Genomic DNA, 19,305 nt, shown 5'->3' on the forward strand with positions numbered 1-19,305 from the left:
TGTCCCCTCATGCGGTCTCAGTAATTGGGCGGTCGACCCACGACATTAGCCCACGCAGCTTCCGCCCGACCTCCTCGATCGGGTGCTGCTCACCGGCCTGCACCAGCTTGGCGAAGTTCGGCCGCCCGGCGTCGTCCTCGGCGACCCACTCCTCGGCGAACGAACCGTCCTGGATCTCGCGCAGGATCGTGCGCATCTCCTGCCGCACCGCGTCGTTGATCAGCCGCGGACCCCGGGACACGTCGCCGTACTCGGCCGTGTCGGAGATCGAGTAGCGCATCCGCGCGATGCCGCCTTCGTACATCAGGTCCACGATCAGCTTCAGCTCGTGCAGGCACTCGAAGTAGGCCACCTCGGGCGCGTAGCCGGCCTCCACCAGCGTCTCGAAACCGGCCTGTACCAACGCCGTCGTGCCGCCGCAGAGCACCACCTGCTCGCCGAACAGGTCGGTCTCGGTCTCCTCGGTGAACGTCGTCTTGATCACGCCGGCCCGGGTGCCGCCGATGCCCTTGGCGTAGGACAAGGCGAGCGCCGTGGCCGACCCGGAGGGGTCCTGCTCGACGGCGATCAGGCACGGCACGCCCTTGCCGTCCACGAACTGCCGGCGGACCAGGTGCCCGGGACCCTTCGGCGCCACCATTGCAACGTCCACATCGGACGGTGGGGTGATCAGCCCGTAGCGGATGTTGAACCCGTGCCCGAAGAACAGCGCGTCGCCGGCGTTGAGGTTCGGCGCGATGTCCTGCGCGTAGATGGACCGCTGCCTGGTGTCCGGCGCCAGGATCATGATCAGGCCGGCCTCGGCGGCGGCCTCGGCCGGGGTGACCACCCGCAGCCCCTCCTCCTCCGCCTTGGGCCGGGACTTCGAGCCCTCGGGCAGTCCGATGCGGACGTCCACCCCGGAGTCCCGCAGGCTCAGCGCGTGCGCGTGCCCCTGGCTGCCGTAGCCGATGATGGCCACGCGGCGGCCCTGGATGACGGCGAGGTCCGCGTCGTCGTCGTAGAAGATCTCGACTGCCATTGCTCTCGGGTACTTCCTTCCTTGGTTTGGGGGACAGTGTCTAACTCAAAGAGGGTTCTGCACAAAGGTCCGTGGTTGCGCTGGCAAAGCCGGTCGTCCGCCAGGTTGCTCGCGGTGGGCCAGCGTGCCGTCCACTCCCAACCTGGATTGTGCAGAACCCTCTAGCGCACGCCGGTGGCGGTGATCGAACGGGGACCGCGGCCGATGGCGACCATGCCGGACTGCACCATCTCCCGGACCCCGTAGGGCTCGAGCATGCGCAGCAGCGCCTCGAGCTTATCGGCGGTGCCGGTGGCCTCGATGGTCAGTGCCTCCGGCGAGACGTCGACCACCTTGGCACGGAACAGCTGCACGGTCTCCAGCACCTGGCTGCGCACGGTGGCGTCGGCGCGCACCTTGACGAGCAGAAGCTCCCGCTGCACCGCGATCGACGGCTCCAGCTCGACGATCTTGATGACGTTGACGAGTTTGTTGAGCTGCTTGGTGACCTGCTCGAGCGGCTGCTCGGCGACCGCGACCACGATCGTCATCCGGGAGATGTCGGCGTGCTCGGTCGGCCCGACCGCCAGCGACTCGATGTTGAAGCCGCGCCGGGAGAACAGCCCGGCCACCCGGGCCAGCACACCCGGCTTGTTCTCGACGAGAACGCTCAACGTGTGAATGCTCATGAGACGGCCTCTCCAAGTGCCGTGAATGCCACATTCAGGACATCTTGTGACGTGTCCATAGGGTTAGTCCTCGTCGAACAGCGGGCGGATGCCGCGCGCGGCCATGATGTGGTCGTTGCCGGTGCCCGCCGCGACCATCGGCCACACCTGGGCGTCCTTGCCGACCACGAAGTCGACCACCACCGGCCGGTCGTTGATCTCCATGGCCCGGTGGATCACCGCGTCCACGTCCTCTTTGGACTCACAGCGCAGGCCGGCGCAGCCCAACGCCTCGGCCAACAGCGTGAAGTCGGGGATGCGGTGCTTGTGCGTGCCGAGGTCGGTCTGCGAGTAGCGCTCGGAGTAGAACAGGTTCTGCCACTGCCGGACCATGCCCAGGTTGCCGTTGTTGATCACCGCGACCTTGATCGGCGCGCCCTCGATGGCGCAGGTGGCCAGCTCCTGGTTGGTCATCTGGAAGCAGCCGTCGCCGTCGATGGCCCAGACCACCTTGTCCGGCATGCCGAACTTGGCGCCCATCGCGGCCGGCACCGCGTAGCCCATCGTGCCCAGGCCGCCGGAGTTGATCCAGGTGCCCGGCTGCTCGTAGCGGATGAACTGCGCGGCCCACATCTGGTGCTGGCCCACGCCCGCGGTGTAGATCGCGTCCGGGCCGGCGATCTGGCCGATCCGCTCGATCACGTACTGCGGGGAGAGCGTGCCGTCGGTCGGCCAGTCGTAGCCCAGCGGGTAGTCCTCCCGCCAGGAGTTCAGCTGCTGCCACCAGCCGTCCAGGTCGGGGCGGTGCCCGTCGGCGTGCTCGGCCCGCACCGCGGAGATCAGCTCCACCAGGATCTCCCGGCAGTCGCCCACGATCGGCACGTCCGCCTTGCGGTTCTTGGAGATCTCCGCCGGGTCGATGTCGGCGTGCACGACCTGCGCGTCCGGCGCGAACGTGGCGAGCTGGCCGGTGACCCGGTCGTCGAACCGGGCGCCGAGCGCGATCAGCAGGTCGGCCTTCTGCATCGCGGCCACCGCCGCCACCGTGCCGTGCATGCCGGGCATGCCGAGGTTCTGCTGGTGCGAGTCGGGGAACGCGCCACGCGCCATCAGCGTCGTGACCACCGGGATGCCGGTCAGCTCGGCGAGCTGGCGCAGCTCCGCGTGCGCCCCCGACTTGATCACGCCGCCGCCCACGTAGAGCACCGGCCGGTGGGCGGCGGCGATCAGCCTCGCGGCCTCCCGGACCTGCTTGCCGTGCGGGCGGGTGGTCGGCTTGTAGCCGGGCAGCCGCAGCTCGGGCGGCCAGGAGAAGCTCGTGGCCTCCTGGAGCACGTCCTTGGGGATGTCCACCAGGACCGGGCCGGGCCGGCCGGTGCTGGCCAGGTGGAACGCCTCCGCGATCACCCGCGGGATCTCCGCCGGGTCGGTCACGAGGTAGTTGTGCTTGGTGATGGGCAGCGTGATGCCGCAGATGTCGGCTTCCTGGAACGCGTCCGTGCCGATCAGCGCCCGGGACTGCTGGCCGGTGATGGCCACCACCGGCACCGAGTCCATGCCGGCGTCGGCCAGCGGGGTGACCAGGTTCGTCGCGCCCGGGCCGGACGTCGCCATGCACACCCCGACCTTGCCGGTGGCGTGCGCGTAGCCGCTGGCCGCATGCCCGGCGCCCTGCTCGTGCCGAACCAGCACGTGCCGCAGCTTGGTCGAGTCGAGCAGCGGGTCGTACGCGGGCAGGATGGTCCCGCCCGGGATGCCGAACACCACCTCGACGCCGACCGCCTCAAGGGATCGCACGAGCGACTGAGCGCCGGTCACCCGGACGGGTGTGCCGGCCGGCGGCGCGGGTTTGGGGCGGGCGTTCGCGGCACCGGGCCGGGCCGGCCCGGGGGTCGCGGCGACCGGGGCGGGTCGTGATGTCGCGCTGGTCATCGTTCAAGCCTCGTGGGTCTCGGTGTGGGCGTTTTGCTGGCCGTGGCAACAAAAAACCCCCGTCGACCGTCTTCGGTCGTACGAGGGTCGCGCGTTCGACGCAGCCGGTACCACTCAGCGTCGAACGCGCTGAATAAGTACGAGGCCAGTCTGAATCTGCACGACGCAGACGTTAGTGCGATCGGGGGTACAGCGTCAACTTGGCGGGATGGAACTCCCGGATCGTGGACGTGGCAGACTTGCGCCGTGTCAGAGGTGCAGGTGCCCAGCCGGTTGGTGTTCCGTACGCCGGCCGTCGCCGTGCTGGCCGCGCTGCTGCTGGCGATGGGCGCCACGCCGTTCGCGGTGGGGGCGCCGGGCTTCTCCCTGATCTACCTCGTGCCGCTCGGGCTGATCGCCTGGGTGTTGCGCACGCGGACCACGGCCGACGGCGAGGGGCTCGCCGTCCGGCGGGTGTTCACCAGCCGCTCGCTGCCGTGGTCGTCCCTGAAAGGGTTGCGGCTGACCAGACGCTCCGGCGTGCACGCGGTGCTGACCGACGACACCGAGGTCGCCCTGCCGTCCGTGCGCACCCGCCACCTGTCCGCGCTTGCCCTGGTCAGCGGCGGCCGGCTGGACGACCCGCTCCCCGATTCGCCGAGCCCGCCGGCCTGACCTGCGCGGCCGTACGATCACCGCATGAGCACCGAGCTGCGGCCCCTCCTGCGGGAGTGGATGGCGTCGCTGACCCTCGATCCGCTGGACCCGACCGACCCGAACGAGCACCGCTACGTGCCGCTGGAAGAGTCCGGCAAGGCCGCCGTCGACGAGATCCACGCCATGATCGACCTCAGGCTCAACCCCACCGCCCAGCTGCTGTCCGGGCCGCGCGGGTCGGGTAAGACCACCGAGCTCTACCGGCTCAAGGGGGCGCTGGAGCAGGACGGCTTCACCGTCGTGATCATCGACATCCTGCAGTTGGTCAACCAGGCAATGCCGGTCGACGTCGCCGACTTCCTGATCGCGGTGGCACTCGGCACCAGCGAGCAGTTCCCGCCGGCCGATCCGGCCAAGGAAGGTTTCGGGCGGCGGTTCCTCGATTTCCTGCAGCGCCTGAACGTCAACATCGAAGCCGGCCCGGTCTCCATGTCGGCCGGGGACGGAAAGCTGGCCGCGTCCGCCCTCGGCGTCAGCGTCGACGTGGATCTCAAGCGCAGCCTGCAGGGAAGCCCACCATTCGTCGACGAGCTGCGCCAGAAGCTTGCCTCCAGGATCTACGAGCTCCGCCAGGAGATCGCCGAGTTCTTCCAGGACCTGGTCGGGCAGAACCGCATCGACAATCCGGACACCCGCGGCGTGGTGGTCATCGTCGACAGCCTGGAGAAGCTGCGCGGCACGCTCGAGAACGACGCCGAGGTGCAGGCCTCGGTCGAGGCCCTGTTCGTGCAGCATTCCGACAAACTGCGGTTCTCCACACACCACATGGTCTACACCGTGCCGACCTATCTGCTGTTCACCGCGCCTGGTGCCCTCCCTTACGACGGGCCGGTCTGGCAGGTACCCATACCCCAGCTGCACAATCAGCAAGGCGAAATCGACACCAACGCCAAGCGGACCATGGCCGAGCTCATGGAGGTGGTGACGAGGCGAATCCCCTGGGAGCGGATGCTCGGCGAACCCAAGATGCTGCATCGGGCGATCGACGCATCCGGCGGGCACCTGCGGGACATCTTCCTCGTTCTCCAGCAGGTCATCACCGCGGTTTACGGACGCGGCCTCACCCTTCCCATCTCGGCTGACCATCTCGAGGAAGTGCTGAACAGCGTGGCCCACGGCTTCTCCAGCGTGACCAGGGAGCAGGCCGACTTCCTCCGCCGGGTCATCCGAACCAACGGCATCCCGGAGCCGGCCGACAGCGAGGTCCAACTCATGGCCCGGCTGATGGACACCCACATGATCCTCGGCCACAAGAACGGGCACGACTGGTACGAGGTGCACCCCCTCGCCCGGCGGGTGCTCGACGTGTCATGACCCGCGCCATGCCGGCGGTGGTGGAGCCGATCTGGGAGAAACTCCGGGCCCAGCTCGCGCTCCAGCCCGGCTTCTGGCTCGGCTTCCTGTTCTGCAGCAATGCCTTCGTCGTGGACGAGCTGCAGGCCAGGACACGCAACTACAGCCGGACCCGCCTCAGGGACACCCGAGTTGCCGAGGTCGACCGGCCGGAAGAGCTGATGGCGGCCATGTCGTGGCTGTTAGGAGAACACTCGCCGGATCTGGCGGCAGTGTGGTTGATCGGGGTGGCCGGCGAGCCCGAGCCCTGGCGCCCGACTTGGGCAACCTTCTTGCGACGGCTCAACGAGCGGCGCGACCTGTTGCGAAAGCTCCTGCCGGCCGGCGTGATCCTGGTATGCCCACCGGGTCTGCTCGCCACCGTGCGGGAGGCGGCTCCCGACCTGTGGTCGTACCGGTCTCTGATGGAGGTGGTCGACGCGGTGCCCATGCCGGCCTCGCCGGTCGACTCCCGCCGATCCGCGACACCGGTCCGGGACACTGACGAGCCGGACCTCCGTTGGGCGGTCGAACATGCCCTGGAGCCCGGCATCGAGCCGAGTGAGGAGCTGCGGCCGATCCTGCGCCGAGCTGCGGCAGCCGAACAGGCGGACCATACGGACGACGCCGTGTCCGCCGCCCGGGAAGCACTCGACGCCGCCCACACCCCGGACGATCGGGCTCTCGCCCACGCCTGGCTCGCCCGCGCACTAGCTCGCCGCGAGGACCTTCCCGCCGCCGTCACCCACGCACGCCGCTCCATCGCCACCTGCCGCCCGCTCGGCCTCAACATCACTGACGAAATGCTTGACCTACTGGCCGAAGCGTCTGACCTCGACGAGGCTCTCCCCATTCGCGAGGCACAGCTGGACATCGCCCGCCTCGTTGTCGCCCAGCGCGGCGAGAATCTGGAATCCCTCCGCGACCTGTCTGTCGCCTTGGACCGCCTGGGACGTATCCACGAGAGACACGGCCGGTTCGATCAGGCCCTCACCTACCTTTCCGAATCTCTGACCCTAGGCCGCCGCATCCACGACACCTACGGCCCAACCCCCGAAACCCTTCAGGACCTTGCCCTCGCCTTGGCCAGGATTGGGCGCGCCCACGAAGGTCAGGGTCAGCTCGCGGAAGCCGAGGCGGCGTATGCCGAAGGGGTCGAGTTGTACCAGCTAGTGCGGGAGGAGTACGGGTCGCCGCTGGCTGATGACGAGGAGTGGGAGGACCTGGTGAGCTCGGTGGAACGGGTGCGGGGGATGCTGGGGTAGCCTCGGAGGCACCGTCACCTGTGGGGACGCGCTGACCAGGCGCAGCCGAGACAAGATCAGAACGTGGAGACTGGAGGGGCCGTGCCTGCGCTCCGATCCCGTACGACGACGATGGGCCGCAACGCCGCGGGGGCGCGCGCGTTGTGGCGGGCCACCGGGATGACCGAATCCGATTTCGGCAAGCCGATCGTGGCCATCGCCAACTCCTACACCCAGTTCGTGCCCGGGCACGTGCACCTGCGTGACCTCGGGGATGTCGTCGCCGAGGCGGTGCGGGAAGCGGGCGGGGTGCCGCGCGAGTTCCACACGATCGCCGTGGACGACGGGATCGCCATGGGGCACGGCGGAATGCTGTACTCCCTGCCGTCCCGGGAGATCATCGCGGACTCGGTGGAGTACATGGTGAACGCGCACACCGCCGACGCGCTGGTGTGCATCTCCAACTGCGACAAGATCACGCCGGGGATGCTGAACGCGGCGCTGCGGCTCAACATCCCGACCGTGTTCGTCTCGGGTGGACCGATGGAGGCGGGCAAGGCCGTCGTGGTGGACGGGGTCGCGCACGCGCCGACCGATCTGATCACCGCGATCGCGGCGTCGGCGAGCCCGGGCGTGGACGACCTCGGGCTGGCCGAGGTGGAGCGCTCGGCGTGCCCCACCTGCGGGTCCTGCTCGGGCATGTTCACCGCCAACTCCATGAACTGCCTGACCGAGGCGCTCGGGCTTTCCTTGCCGGGCAACGGTTCCACGCTCGCCACGCACGCCGCGCGACGCGACCTGTTCACCGGCGCCGGCCGCACCGTGGTCGAATTGGCGCGGCGCTGGTACGCCGAGGACGACGCGTCCGCGCTGCCGCGGTCCATCGCGACCCGGGCGGCGTTCGAGAACGCCATGGCGCTGGACATGGCCATGGGCGGGTCGACGAACACCGTGCTGCACATCCTGGCCGCGGCGCGCGAGGGCGAAGTCGACTTCACGCTGGCCGACATCGACGCGATCAGCCGGCGGGTGCCGTGCGTCTGCAAGGTCTCGCCCAGCTCGGACTACCACATGGAGGACGTGCACCGGGCCGGTGGGATTCCGGCCATCCTGGGCGAGCTGGACCGGGCCGGGCTGCTGAACCGGGAGATGCACACCGTGCACAGCCCGTCGCTGGACGCCTGGCTGTCCGAATGGGACATTCGAGGGAAGTCACCGGGGTCGCACGCAATCGAGCTGTTCCACGCCGCGCCCGGCGGGGTGCGCACCACGAAGGCGTTCTCCACCGCCAACCGGTGGTCCACTGTGGACACCGATGCCGCGGCCGGGTGCATCCGGGACGCGGCGCACGCGTACACCGCCGAGGGCGGGTTGGCCGTCCTGTCCGGGAACCTGGCCGAGAACGGCGCGGTGATCAAGGCGGCCGGGATCGACGAGGAGCTGTTCCGGTTCCAGGGTCCGGCCCGCGTGGTGGAGAGCCAGGAGCAGGCGGTGTCGGTGATCCTCGGCAAGCAGATCCAGCCGGGTGAGGTGCTGGTGGTGCGCTACGAGGGGCCGGCGGGCGGGCCGGGCATGCAGGAGATGTTGCACCCCACGGCGTTCCTGAAGGGCGCGGGGCTGGGCAAGAAGTGCGCGCTGGTCACCGACGGGCGCTTCTCCGGCGGCACCTCGGGGCTGTCCATCGGGCACGTCTCCCCCGAGGCGGCCGGCGGCGGCACCATCGGGCTGGTCCAGGACGGCGACCAGATCCGCATCGACGTGCACGCGCGCAGCCTCGAGCTGCTGGTCGACCCGGAGGTGCTGGCCGAGCGGCGAGCGAAGATGGAGGCCAGCGAGCGCCCGTGGCAGCCGGCCGACCGGCAGCGGCCGGTGTCGGCGGCCCTGCGCGCCTACGCCGCGCTCACCACCGACGCCGCCACCGGAGCCGTCCGCCAAGTGCCCTGAAGGCCGCCTTCGGGACGTTGAATGCCATGAAGGCGGCCTTCAGGGCATCAGCGAAACACCAGCAGCATGGTGACGCTGGCCGCGGCGGCGAGCAGGAAGAACACCACGCCGAACGCGGAAGCGTTGCGGTACCACGGGGTCGGCCGGTCCAGCGAGATCCGGCCGGGCCCGGCGAACAGCACCGCGAACGCGGCCGCCGCGTAGATCGACTCCAGCTCGACACCGCCGGCGAACACGTCGACGTTGAACTTGACCACGATGGCGTTGGCCATCACGGCCAGGATCGCCGCCGCGCCGGCCGGGGTGAACAGGCCCAGCAGCACGAACGTGCCGCCGACCAGCTCGGTCAACCCGGTCACCCACGCCAGGATCGTGTTGTTGCTGTAGCCGAACTTGGCGAGCTGGTCGGCCATCCCGTCCAGGCCCCGGCCCTGCAGCCAGCCGAACAGGTGCTGCAGGGCGTGCGCGATGAACAGTCCGCCCAGGACCAGTCTCAGCACCAGCAGGCCGAGGTCGGCGCCGGCGTGCCAGCTGTTCTTCCTGCCGGCCGGCGTGTCCTCGGCGAAGCCGTCGTACGGGCTCGCACCGGGCAGGACGCTGGTCGGCTCGGTGGAGAAGGCGTCGTCGTCGGCCCAGGACGAGTCGGGGGAGCCGCCGCCCGGGTACGTGCCCGGACTCCGGGTGTACGTACCGCTGTTCGCATAGTCGCCCGCGTGCCGGGGGCGATCGTCGTCGATACTCACGCAGGCAGGCTAGGGGATGCGTCCAGACCCTGCTTGATACTGTCCGCTGATCCGCCTCTCCGGGATGAACTGCTGTCGTCACGTTCCAGCGGAAAGTGCAGATCACCGGTTGATTGTGGCTGGGTACCGCCACGGTCCCCTGAGGTTCTGTTGGCAGGAGCTGAGGCTATGTCAACGTTCCGCGATGATCCATCAGGCACACTGTCAGTAGTCCCCGCGGACCAGGTTCTCCGGCTCCTTGCCGGCCGCGAACCGCGCGATCTCCGCGGCGACAATGGCGTAGGCGCGTTCCCGGTGCCCGGTGACGCTGCCGGCGACGTGCGAGGTCAGCAGCAGGCCCGGGGCCGTCCACAGTGGATGGTCCGGCGGCAGCGGCTCCGGGTCGGTGACGTCGAGCGCCGCCCGCAGCCGGCCGCTGCTCAGCTCGGCGAGCAGCGCGTCCGTGTCCACGACGGCCCCGCGCGCGGCGTTCACCAGCACCGCGCCGTCCGGCATGGCGGCCAGGAACGCGGCGTCCACCATGCCGGTGGTGGCCGGCGTGACCGGCACCATGAGCACGGTCGCGTCGTGCCGCGGCAACAGGTCCGGCAGCTCCGTGACAGCGTGCACACCGTCCCGGGCCCGGGTGCCGACCAGCGTGGTGACGGCGTCGAACGCATCCAGCCGGCGCTTGAGCTGCTGGCCGAGGTCGCCCGCGCCGATCACCAGGATCCGCTTGTCCTGCAACGTGTCCGTCACATGCTGGTGCCAGCGGTGCTGCTCCCGGTCGCGCTCGAACTGGAGCAGCTCGCGGTAGATCGCCAGCAGCACCCCGATGGTCCACTCGGCCGTGCTGCCACCGTGCGCGCCGCGGCAGATGGACAGCAGCACGCCGTCCGGCACGATGTCGGTCCACAGCTCCGCGCCGGCCGACATCAGCTGGATCAGCTTGAGGTTGGGCAGCTGCCTGATCAGCTCCACGGTGTCCCGCTGGGCCAGAAACCCGGGGATCAGCACCTGCGCGCGCTCCGCCTCGGCCGGCAGCGGCTGCCGCACGTCGTACCGGACCAGCTCGACGCCTTCGATCCGGGACAGCGCGGACATCCCGAAGTCGTCGGGCACCAGCACGGTGATCGCCATGAACCCACCCTAAGGCGCGTCATCCGTCACCTCGCAAGCTCGGTGACGGCGACCCCTGCCACCTCGTCCCTCGGCGGCAAGGGCAGTGTTGATGGTTCGCTCGCAAGCTCGCTCACGGGAGGCTCACGGAGGGCGACCTAGCCTGGGAGATGTGATGCCGCGCCGGATGAAGCTCGCCAGCTGTGTGCTGGGCGGCATGCTGCTCTCGGCGTGCGCCACGTTCACCGCGCAACCGCCGCCGGAGAGCTGGAAGCCGCAGCAGCCGCTGACCCCGCAGGCCGGGCCGGAGCCGCAGGCGCCCGACACCGGCGGGGTTCCCGGCGAGGGGGGCGGCGGCGGGCCGGGCGCGCCCACCGAGATCCCCCCGCCCAACGGCTGCACCGACTTCAACCCGATGGTCATCGCCACCTGCCTGAACCCGTCGTACGCGGTGGCCGCGCTGCCCGGCGACGGGTCGGACCCGATCGCGCTGGTCGGTGAGCGCACCACCGGCCGGATCGTGCGGGTGCGCAAGGACGCCGAGCCGGTCGTGGTGGCCACGGTCCCGGTGGACGCGGGCACCGACGGCGGGCTGACCGGCCTCGCGCTGTCCCCGAACTACGCCGAGGACCGGCTGGTGTTCGCCTACGTCACCACGGCGACCGACAACCGGGTGGTCCGCATCGCCGAGCGCGACACGCCGAAACCGGTACTGACCGGTATCCCGCGCGGCCCGAGCGGCAACCGCGGCGCGCTCGCCCAGGACCACCGCGGCGCGCTGCTGCTGGCCACCGGCGACGCCGGCAACCCCGCGCTGGCGGCCGACCAGGCCTCGCTGGCCGGCAAGGTCCTGCGGATCAACGCGCTCGGCAAGCCAGCCGACGGCAACCCGACCCGCACCTCCGCCATCGTGGCCAGCGGCGTGCACTCCCCCGGCGGCGTGTGCGCGTCGATGGACGGCGCCCGGATGTGGCTGACCGACCGGGACGCCACCCGCGACCTGCTCTACCGGCTCCAGCTCGGCAAGGGCCTCGGCGAGCCGGCCTGGACCTGGCCGGACCGCCCGGGCGTGGCCGGCTGCATGTCCACCGACCCGGCCGTCGCCGTGGCCGCGGCCGGCGCCGGCAACCTCCAGGTGCTCCCCCTGACCCGCGAAGGCACGTTCCGCGGCAAACCGCAGGTGCTCCTCGCCGACAAGGACGGCTTCGGCCGCCTCGCCGGCCTCGACCTGGTCAACAACGCGGTAGCCGTCGGCACCACCGTCAACAAGGACGGTGGCACCCCCGTCTCCAGCGACGACCGCGCCATCAAGCTCAACCCCGCCGGCGGCCCCGGCGGCTCTGCAGATTAGCGCGGAACCCCGAATTCACGTGCCCCAACTGGGAACTCGCGTGCTCGAACCGGGGACTCGCGGTTAGGTGCAGCGTTCGAGGACCAGCTCGCGGACGCGTTTGGCGTCGGCTTGGCCGCGGGTGGCCTTCATGACGGCGCCGACGATGGCGCCGGCGGCGGCGACTTTGCCGCCGCGGATCTTGTCGGCGATGTCGGGTTGGGCGGAGAGGGCCTCGTCGACGGCGGCGTAGAGCGCCGTATCGTCGGAGACCACGGCCAGGCCACGCTTGTCGACGATGGCGGCGGGTTCGCCCTCGCCGGCGAGGACGCCGTCGACGACCTGGCGGGCCAGGGCGTTGTTGAGCGTGCCGCCGGCTTCGAGGTCGATCACGGCGGCCAGCTGGGCAGGGGTGATGGGGAGCTCGGCGAGCTCGACGCCGCGGCTGTTGGCCTGCTCGGCCAGGTACGACATCCACCAGGAGCGGGCCTTGTCCGGCGGCGCGCCGGCGTCCACGGTGGCCGCGACCAGGTCGACGGCGCCGGCGTTGACCAGGTCGCGCAGCTCCAGGTCGGACAGCGACCAGTCGGACTGCACGCGCTTGCGGCGCTCCCACGGCATCTCCGGCAGCGTGGCGCGCAGCTTCTCGACCCACTCCCGGCTCGGCGCGACCGGCACCAGGTCGGGCTCCGGGAAGTACCGGTAGTCCTCGGAGGTCTCCTTGCGCCGGCCCGCGGAGGTCGTCCCGGTGGCCTCGTCGAAGTGCCGGGTCTCCTGGTAGACGGTCCCGCCGGCGACCAGCACCGCGGCCTGCCGGCACATCTCGTAGCGCACCGCCCGCTCGACACTGCGCAGCGAGTTGAGGTTCTTGGTCTCGGTGCGGGTGCCGAACTCCGTGGCGCCCTTGGGCATCAGCGACACGTTGGCGTCGCAGCGCAACGAGCCCTGGTCCATCCGCACGTCGGAGACGCCCAGTGCGCGCAGCAGGTCACGCAGCGCCGCCACGTAGGTCCGGGCCACCTCGGGCGCCCGCGCGCCGGTGCCCTCGACCGGCTTGGTCACGATCTCGATCAGCGGCACGCCCGCGCGGTTGTAGTCCAGCAGCGAGTAGTCCGCGCCGTGAATCCGCCCGGTCGCGCCGCCGACGTGCAGCGACTTGCCGGTGTCCTCCTCCATGTGTGCGCGCTCGATGCCGATCTCCACCACGTCGCCGTCGGCCAGCTCGAGGGCGAGCGCGCCGTGCACCGAGATCGGCTCGTCGTACTGGGAGATCTGGAAGTTCTTCGGCATGTCCGGGTAGAAGTAGTTCTTCCGGGCGAACCGGCACCACTCGACGATCTCGCAGTTCAGCGCCAGCCCGATCCGGATCGCCGACTCCACGGCCGCGCGGTTCACCACCGGCAGCGAGCCCGGCAGGCCCAGGCAGACCGGGCAGACCTGGGTGTTCGGCTCCGCCCCGAACGCCGTCGGGCAGCCGCAGAACATCTTGGTGTGCGTGGACAACTCGACGTGCACCTCGAGCCCGAGCACCGGGTCGAAGCGCTCGAGCACCTCGTCGTAGTCCATCAACTCCGGACTCACAGTGCCTCCTGGTCGCTCCGGCTCGGCCGCAGAAGGCGCCGGCTTCCTCCATACGCTGCTCGGTGCTCGTTCCTCGCACCTGCGCTGCCGTTCAGTCCTGCTCGCTCGCGCGTCCATTCGGCACTCGCGGCCTCACCTCCGCTCACTTGTCCCGCCCGCCCTTCCGCAGCGACCGGATGGCGAGCAGCGCACCGGTGATCGCGACCGCGATGCTGGCAATGGCGTTGGCCAGCAGCAGCCGGTCGCGGTCGGTCCGCGCCCGCTTCAGGCTGGTCACCGCGCCGGTCGCGGCGGTCACCGAGCTGACGACGCCGAACGCGCCCTTGACCCTCTTGGCCTTGCTCACTTTGTGATCATCTCCAGCTCGGGGACACGGTTGATCAACGGACCGCCCTGCGCGGCGTCGCGGGCCACCTCGTAGGCGGCGCCCACCCGGTACATCCGCTGCTCCTGCAGCGCCGGCGCCATGATCTGCAGGCCGACCGGCAGGCCGTCCTCATCGGACAGTCCACACGGGACGCTGATGGCCGCGTTCCCGGCCAGGTTGGCCGGGATCGTGCAGAGGTCCGCGCGGTACATGGCCATCGGGTCGTCCACCCGCTCGCCGATCCGGAACGCGGTGGTCGGCGTCGTCGGCGAGACCAGCACGTCGACGTTCCCGAACGCCGCCGCGAAGTCCCGGGTGATCAAGGTCCGCACCTTCTGCGCCTGCCCGTAGTACGCGTCGTAGTAACCCGACGAGAGCGCATACGTTCCAATCATGATCCGTCGCTTGACCTCCGCGCCGAAACCGGCCTCCCGGGTCAGCGACATGACCTGCTCGGCGCTTGCCGACCCGTCGTCCCCGACCCGCAGCCCGTACCGCATCCCGTCGAACCGGGCCAGGTTCGAGGACGCCTCGCTCGGCGCGATCAGGTAGTACGCGGACAGGCCGTAGTCGAAGTGCGGGCAGGACACCTCGACGATCTCGGCGCCCAGCTTCTCCAGCGCCGCAACGGCGTTCTGGAACGCCGCGAGCACGCCGGCCTGGTACCACTCACCGGTGAACTCCCGCACGACGCCGATGCGCACGCCGCGCAGGTCGCCCCCGGCCCCCTCGCGCGCCGCGGCCACGACCGGCGGCACCGGGGCGTCGATCGAGGTGGCGTCCAGCGGGTCGTGCCCGCCGATCACCTCGTGCAGCAGCGCCGCGTCCAGCACGGTGCGCGCGCACGGCCCGGCCTGGTCCAGCGACGAGGAGAACGCCACCAGCCCGTACCGCGACACGCCGCCGTAAGTTGGCTTCACCCCAACGGTTCCGGTGACCGCGGCGGGCTGGCGGATGGAGCCGCCGGTGTCCGTGCCGATGGCCAGCGGCGCCTGGAACGAGGCCAGCGACGCCGACGAGCCGCCGCCCGAGCCACCCGGGATCCGCTCCAGGTCCCAAGGGTTGCGGGTCGGCCCGTACGCGGAGTTCTCGGTGGACGAGCCCATCGCGAACTCATCCATGTTGGTCTTGCCGAGAATCACGATGCCGGCGTTGCGCAGCCGGGCCGTGACCGTCGCGTCGTACGGCGGCACCCAGCCCTCGAGGATCTTCGAACCGCACGTGGTGGGCAGGCCCGACATGGTCAGCACGTCCTTGAGCGCCAGCGGCACCCCGGCCAGCGGCGAGGCCGGCGGGCCGCCCGCGGCGACCGTCTCGTCCACCCGCGCGGCCGCGGCCAGCGCGCCGTCGCCGTCCACGTGCAGGAAGGCGTTCACCGCGTGATCCACGGCGGCGATCCGGTCCAGGTGTGCCCGGGCCACCTCCACCGCGGAGACCTCACGGCCCTGGATCATCCCGGCCAGCTCGGCGGCCGTCCTGCGGGTCAGGTCGCTCATGCTTGCTCATCCAGAATCCGCGGCACCCGGAACCGCCCGTCCACCGCGGCCGGCACCCCGGCCAGGGCCTGCTCACGGGTCAGACCGGGGCGCTCGACGTCGTCGCGGAACACGTTGGTCAGCGGCACGGCGTGCGAGGTCGGCGGGATGTCGTCGGCTGCGACCTCGCTCACACTGGCCACCGACTCCAGGATCACGCCGAGCTGGCCGGCGAACACGTCCAGCTCGTCGTCGGTGACGGCCAGTCTGGCCAGCCTGGCGAGGTGCGCGACCTCGTCGCGCGAGATGGTGGGCACGGGCTCTTGAACCCCCTGCGTGTCGGGCCGGAACGTCTCCCGGGAGTCTATTTCGCTTGCCTCCGCCGGCCCGAACGGGTTGTTTTGCCGGGACTTACAGGTGTACACCGGAGCCGATCCCGCAAGCCGGACACCCCGGTGCGGGCATCGCCTGGTCTGCGACAATCATCGGCCGGCCCAGGCGCGGACGGCGAGGAGCCGCGCATGGCGAGAGAGGCGTTCGCCTTGTCCTTCCTGATCCGGGTTCAGCTCCCGGACATCCCGGGAACGCTGGGAGCGGTAGCCACCGCCCTGGGGAGCATCGGCGCCGACATCCTCAGCGTGGACGTGGTCGAGCGGGGGTCCGGCGTGGCCATCGACGACCTGGTCGTCGAGCTGCCCAAGGGCCGGCTCCCGGACGTGCTGATCACCGCGGCCGAGTCGGTGACCGGCGTCGAGGTGGACGCCGTCCGCCCGTACGCCGGCGTCCTCGACACCCACCGCGAGCTCGAGCTCGTGGAGGAGGTCGCCGCCACCCCCGACGAGGGCCTGGACATCTTCACCGAAGGCGTCCCCAAGATCGTCCGCGCCGGCTGGGCCCTGGTCGTCGCCTCCGACACCGCCGGCGCCCACCGGCTGGCCTCCAGCACCGCCGCCCCCGAGATCCAGACGCTCGACCTCCCCTGGATGCCCCTCGCCCGCGCCACCGTGCTGGACGGCGAGGAAAGCTGGGTCCCCGAAACCTGGCAACAACTCGGCACCGAGCTCGCCGCGACACCCTTGGGCAAACCCGACCGCGTCCTCCTCGTCGGCAGACCCGGCGGCCCCATGTTCCGCGCCGCGGAGGTGGCCCGCCTGGCCCACCTAGCCGGCATCATCGCCGTCGTCCTCAACGACTAACGCGTCCAGCAGCCGCCGAACCCGGTCGGCGTCGGCGGCGCGCTGCTGGGTCTGGTACAGCGCGACCGCCTCCCGCCATGCCGCTCGGGCCGGCCCGGGGTGGCCGTCGGCGAGGAGCGGATAGCCGAGATCGCGCAGGGTGTCCGCCCGCCCGTAGGTGTCGCCGAGCTCGCCGAACACGGCGGCCGCCTGCCGGTAGTAGTCGACGGCGACGGCGTGGTGACCGCCGAGGTGCGCGATGTAGCCGAGGCTGTCCAGCGTGGCCGCCTCACCGGTGCGGTTGCGGTGGCGGCGGTGCTGGACGAGCGCGGCCTGGCAGTGCACGCGGGCCTCGTCGTACCGGCCCAACCGGGCGCTGTACCAGCCCACCGCGTTGAGCGCGTCCGCTTCCCGGGCCGGAACGCCGATCCGCCGGTAGACGCGCAGCCCGTGAGTGGCGTGCTCCAGCGCTTTCCGGTCATCCCCGAGCTGGGTCCATGCCCGCGCCAACGCCAACCGGGTGTGGGCCTGCTGCGGCAGGTCACCGTTCCGTTCGGCCTTGGTCAACGCCAGGCTCAGGTGGTGCAGCGCCTCGTCGTGCCGGCCCACCCGGCCAAGGGTGTGGCCGAGGAGCCGGTGGGCCAGGATCTCGACGGACGGATCGCCCAGCGCCTGGGCGGCGGCGAGGCCGGCCCGCCAGGTTCCGAGATGATCCTTGCGGTGCCCTCGCCGGTGATGGAACGTGTTCAGCGACCAGGCCAACTGCCAGACCGGTTCGTGCCAGCCGTGGGTGGCGGCGGTGTGTTGGGCAGCCAGCAGGCAGGCGTGTTCTGCGTCGAACCAGGCCATGACCGCGGTGTCGTCGGGCAACGGGTGGGGGTGGCAGCCGGAGCCGGCGGGGCCGAGCTGGATCGGCTGCCGGTGCGGATCCAGCAGCCGTTCACCCGCGTACGCGGTGTGCAGATAGAAGTCGATCAGCCGGCGCAGCGCGACCGCCACACCGGACACGGCCGGGGCGTGGTCGGCGGCGTAACTGCGGATCAGGTCGTGCATCCGGTACCGGCCGGGGATGTCCTGGCTGAGCAGCGAGGCCTGGTGCAGCCCACGCAACACCGCCGCGGTCCGCGTTTTCGGCAGACCGGCGAGGTCGGCCGCGGCCGGGAGGCTGATGTCGGCACCGGGCGCGACTCCGAGCAGCCCGAACACGCGGGCCTGCTCTTCGGTGAGGGCCCGGTAGGACCAGGACAGCATGGCGGGCAGGCTCGCCCCCTGGTCGTCATCGTCGAGCGCAGCCAGGCTCGCCTGCCCGAGCTCGGCGGCCATGGTGGCCAGGGGGAGGTGGAACTGGATCTGTGCCCGCCCGGCGACGATGCCCAGAGCCAGGGGAATTCCGCCGCACCGCGCGATGAGCTGGGCGACGGCCCGGGGTTCGGCCGAGACCCGCTCGTCGCTCAGCCGTTTGGCCAGCAGCTGGCGGGCCTCGGCGACGGAGAGGACACCGACCTCGAGGTGGTACGCGCCATGCCCGATGACCAGGCCGGACAGGTGGTTGCGGCTGGTGATCAGCACCGTGGCCGTGGGTGTGCCCGGCAGCAGCGGCGTGACCTGGGCGGTGTCGGCCGCGTTGTCCAGCACGATCAACATCCGCCGGCCGGCGACCAGGTCGCGGTAACGGGCGGCTCGGGTGTCGAGATCGGCGGGGAGTTGGGCGGGGTCCACGCCGAGGGCGTCGAGAAACCCGCGCAGCGCAACGCCGGGCGCCATGGGCTCGCCAGCCGGGCTGAAGCCGCGGAGGTCGACGAACAGCTGCCCGCCGGGAAACCGGTCCAGGTGCTGGTGGGCGTAGTGCAGCGCCAGCCACGTCTTGCCGACGCCAGCGGCGCCGGCCAGGACGGTGATCATGACCGTCCCACCGCGCCCGGCGGCGGCGTCCAGGGCGGCGAGCTCGCCGATGCGGCCGGTGAACCACCGCGGTGCGGCGGGAAGTTGGTGCGGAACAGGACCGGCCGGCGCGGCGGGTGGCGGCGCCGTGAGGTGCGCGGGATCGGGTGGGTAGGGATGGTCGGGCAGACCGATCCAGGCCACGGTCGACGTTTCCTTCACGGTGACCCGGACCGGCCGGAAGGTCGCGGGATCGGTCTCCCGGCTGTGCCGCACCACCTCATCGAAGAACCATTCCGAGACGACCACGGCCAGCACGCCCGGCGATTCGGCAAGCGCCTCCTTGACCGGTTTCGCATCCACCAAGCGAAACGTCAGGTTGACCGACGCGGAGGTGACGCCGTGCTCGTCATAGGTGACTTCGCCGGCGTGCAGTGCCATCCGCAGCCGGATTCGTTCCTCCTCCGGATGGGTGAGGTTGTGCTCGCCCAGCGCCGCAGCAAGCGCGGAGGGCAGGGCATCGACAAAAAGCGCCTTGATCAATTCGGCGGGTGCCAGAATGAGCACGCCGTCGCCGCGGTCCTCGTGACCGCAGCTCGCCCAGAACAGACCGGAGCTGTCAAATGATCGCCGCAGAGCCCGGTACAGCCCACTCCGGATGGCCACGTGATGGGTATTGGTACGGCGCCGGTTGCCAAATCCCTCGACATCGACCACGACAATGGTCCGATGCACGGCAGGTTCCGAACGCGCCATCACGCCATACTACGAGCCACCGGCGAGCCCGGGGCAAAATTTCCACCAATTCCTGAAATGGCCAGAACCTGACAGTCCACACT

16 protein-coding genes are annotated in these 19,305 nt (G+C 70.7%); 6 read left to right on the forward strand and 10 right to left on the reverse strand.

The genetic code is table 11. The features are described from left to right. Positions 1-7: 7 nt before the first annotated feature. From ilvC to VGR06_RS15535, 3 genes are all read right to left on the reverse strand, one after another. Positions 8-1,021 carry a ketol-acid reductoisomerase gene (gene ilvC / locus VGR06_RS15525; protein ID WP_327559778.1) on the reverse strand — a complete coding sequence of 338 codons (1,014 nt, stop codon included), beginning with the start codon at positions 1,019-1,021 and terminating at the stop codon, positions 8-10. A 161-nt stretch (positions 1,022-1,182) separates the two neighbouring features. After that, entirely contained in the window at positions 1,183-1,689 is a 507-nt protein-coding gene (gene ilvN, locus VGR06_RS15530) for an acetolactate synthase small subunit (RefSeq protein WP_327559779.1), read from the reverse strand. A 63-nt stretch (positions 1,690-1,752) separates the two neighbouring features. After that, the gene (locus VGR06_RS15535; RefSeq protein ID WP_327559780.1) at positions 1,753-3,600 is read right to left on the reverse strand and encodes an acetolactate synthase large subunit; all 1,848 of its coding nucleotides are present in this window, start codon (positions 3,598-3,600) and stop codon (positions 1,753-1,755) included. 246 nt (positions 3,601-3,846) lie between these two features. Here VGR06_RS15535 and VGR06_RS15540 point away from each other — a divergent pair, with 246 nt between their 5' ends. The 4 genes from VGR06_RS15540 to ilvD all read left to right on the forward strand — a co-directional run bounded on the left by VGR06_RS15540 (position 3,847) and on the right by ilvD (position 8,816). Next, entirely contained in the window at positions 3,847-4,254 is a 408-nt protein-coding gene (locus VGR06_RS15540; protein WP_327559781.1) for a PH domain-containing protein, read from the forward strand. A gap of 24 nt (positions 4,255-4,278) precedes the next feature. Then, on the forward strand, positions 4,279-5,610 hold the full coding sequence (locus VGR06_RS15545; RefSeq protein ID WP_327559782.1) for a hypothetical protein: 1,332 nt from the start codon (positions 4,279-4,281) through the stop codon (positions 5,608-5,610). An 8-nt stretch (positions 5,611-5,618) separates the two neighbouring features. Continuing rightward, positions 5,619-6,893 carry a tetratricopeptide repeat protein gene (locus VGR06_RS15550; protein ID WP_327559783.1) on the forward strand — a complete coding sequence of 425 codons (1,275 nt, stop codon included), beginning with the start codon at positions 5,619-5,621 and terminating at the stop codon, positions 6,891-6,893. 81 nt (positions 6,894-6,974) lie between these two features. Next, a complete protein-coding gene (ilvD, locus tag VGR06_RS15555) occupies positions 6,975-8,816 on the forward strand; it encodes a dihydroxy-acid dehydratase (protein WP_327559784.1) in 1,842 nt (613 codons plus the stop codon). Positions 8,817-8,863: 47 nt separating this feature from the next. Here the strand turns inward: ilvD and VGR06_RS15560 are convergent, their stop codons facing one another. Both VGR06_RS15560 and VGR06_RS15565 read right to left on the reverse strand, forming a co-directional pair. Further along, on the reverse strand, positions 8,864-9,559 hold the full coding sequence (locus VGR06_RS15560) for a DoxX family protein (RefSeq protein WP_327559785.1): 696 nt from the start codon (positions 9,557-9,559) through the stop codon (positions 8,864-8,866). Positions 9,560-9,763: 204 nt separating this feature from the next. Further along, positions 9,764-10,678, reverse strand: coding sequence for a 2-hydroxyacid dehydrogenase (locus VGR06_RS15565; RefSeq protein ID WP_327559786.1), 915 nt, complete (start codon positions 10,676-10,678; stop codon positions 9,764-9,766). 154 nt (positions 10,679-10,832) lie between these two features. Here VGR06_RS15565 and VGR06_RS15570 point away from each other — a divergent pair, with 154 nt between their 5' ends. Next, positions 10,833-12,008, forward strand: a complete 1,176-nt coding sequence (locus VGR06_RS15570; RefSeq protein WP_327559787.1) for a PQQ-dependent sugar dehydrogenase — start codon at positions 10,833-10,835, stop codon at positions 12,006-12,008. A 63-nt stretch (positions 12,009-12,071) separates the two neighbouring features. On the opposite strand, the gene gatB is transcribed toward VGR06_RS15570, so the two are convergent. From gatB to gatC, 4 genes are all read right to left on the reverse strand, one after another. Further along, positions 12,072-13,553, reverse strand: a complete 1,482-nt coding sequence (gene gatB / locus VGR06_RS15575; RefSeq protein WP_327559802.1) for an Asp-tRNA(Asn)/Glu-tRNA(Gln) amidotransferase subunit GatB — start codon at positions 13,551-13,553, stop codon at positions 12,072-12,074. Positions 13,554-13,710: 157 nt separating this feature from the next. Next, on the reverse strand, positions 13,711-13,914 hold the full coding sequence (locus tag VGR06_RS15580; RefSeq protein WP_327559788.1) for a hypothetical protein: 204 nt from the start codon (positions 13,912-13,914) through the stop codon (positions 13,711-13,713). Next, on the reverse strand, positions 13,911-15,431 hold the full coding sequence (gene gatA, locus VGR06_RS15585; protein ID WP_327559789.1) for an Asp-tRNA(Asn)/Glu-tRNA(Gln) amidotransferase subunit GatA: 1,521 nt from the start codon (positions 15,429-15,431) through the stop codon (positions 13,911-13,913). The genes VGR06_RS15580 and gatA overlap by 4 nt, the downstream gene beginning before the upstream one ends. Continuing rightward, positions 15,428-15,727, reverse strand: coding sequence for an Asp-tRNA(Asn)/Glu-tRNA(Gln) amidotransferase subunit GatC (gatC, locus tag VGR06_RS15590; protein ID WP_327559790.1), 300 nt, complete (start codon positions 15,725-15,727; stop codon positions 15,428-15,430). The genes gatA and gatC overlap by 4 nt, the downstream gene beginning before the upstream one ends. A gap of 225 nt (positions 15,728-15,952) precedes the next feature. On the opposite strand from gatC, the gene VGR06_RS15595 reads away from it, so the two are divergent. Beyond that, positions 15,953-16,606, forward strand: coding sequence for an amino acid-binding protein (locus VGR06_RS15595; RefSeq protein WP_327559803.1), 654 nt, complete (start codon positions 15,953-15,955; stop codon positions 16,604-16,606). On the opposite strand, the gene VGR06_RS15600 is transcribed toward VGR06_RS15595, so the two are convergent. After that, a complete protein-coding gene (locus tag VGR06_RS15600; RefSeq protein WP_327559791.1) occupies positions 16,571-19,132 on the reverse strand; it encodes an ATP-binding protein in 2,562 nt (853 codons plus the stop codon). The two genes, VGR06_RS15595 and VGR06_RS15600, sit on opposite strands and share 36 nt — an antisense overlap. Positions 19,133-19,305: the final 173 nt, after the last annotated feature.

Origin of the sequence: Actinophytocola sp. (genome assembly GCF_036002505.1) — a bacterium.
Classification (GTDB): Bacteria; Actinomycetota; Actinomycetes; order Mycobacteriales; family Pseudonocardiaceae; genus DASYTH01.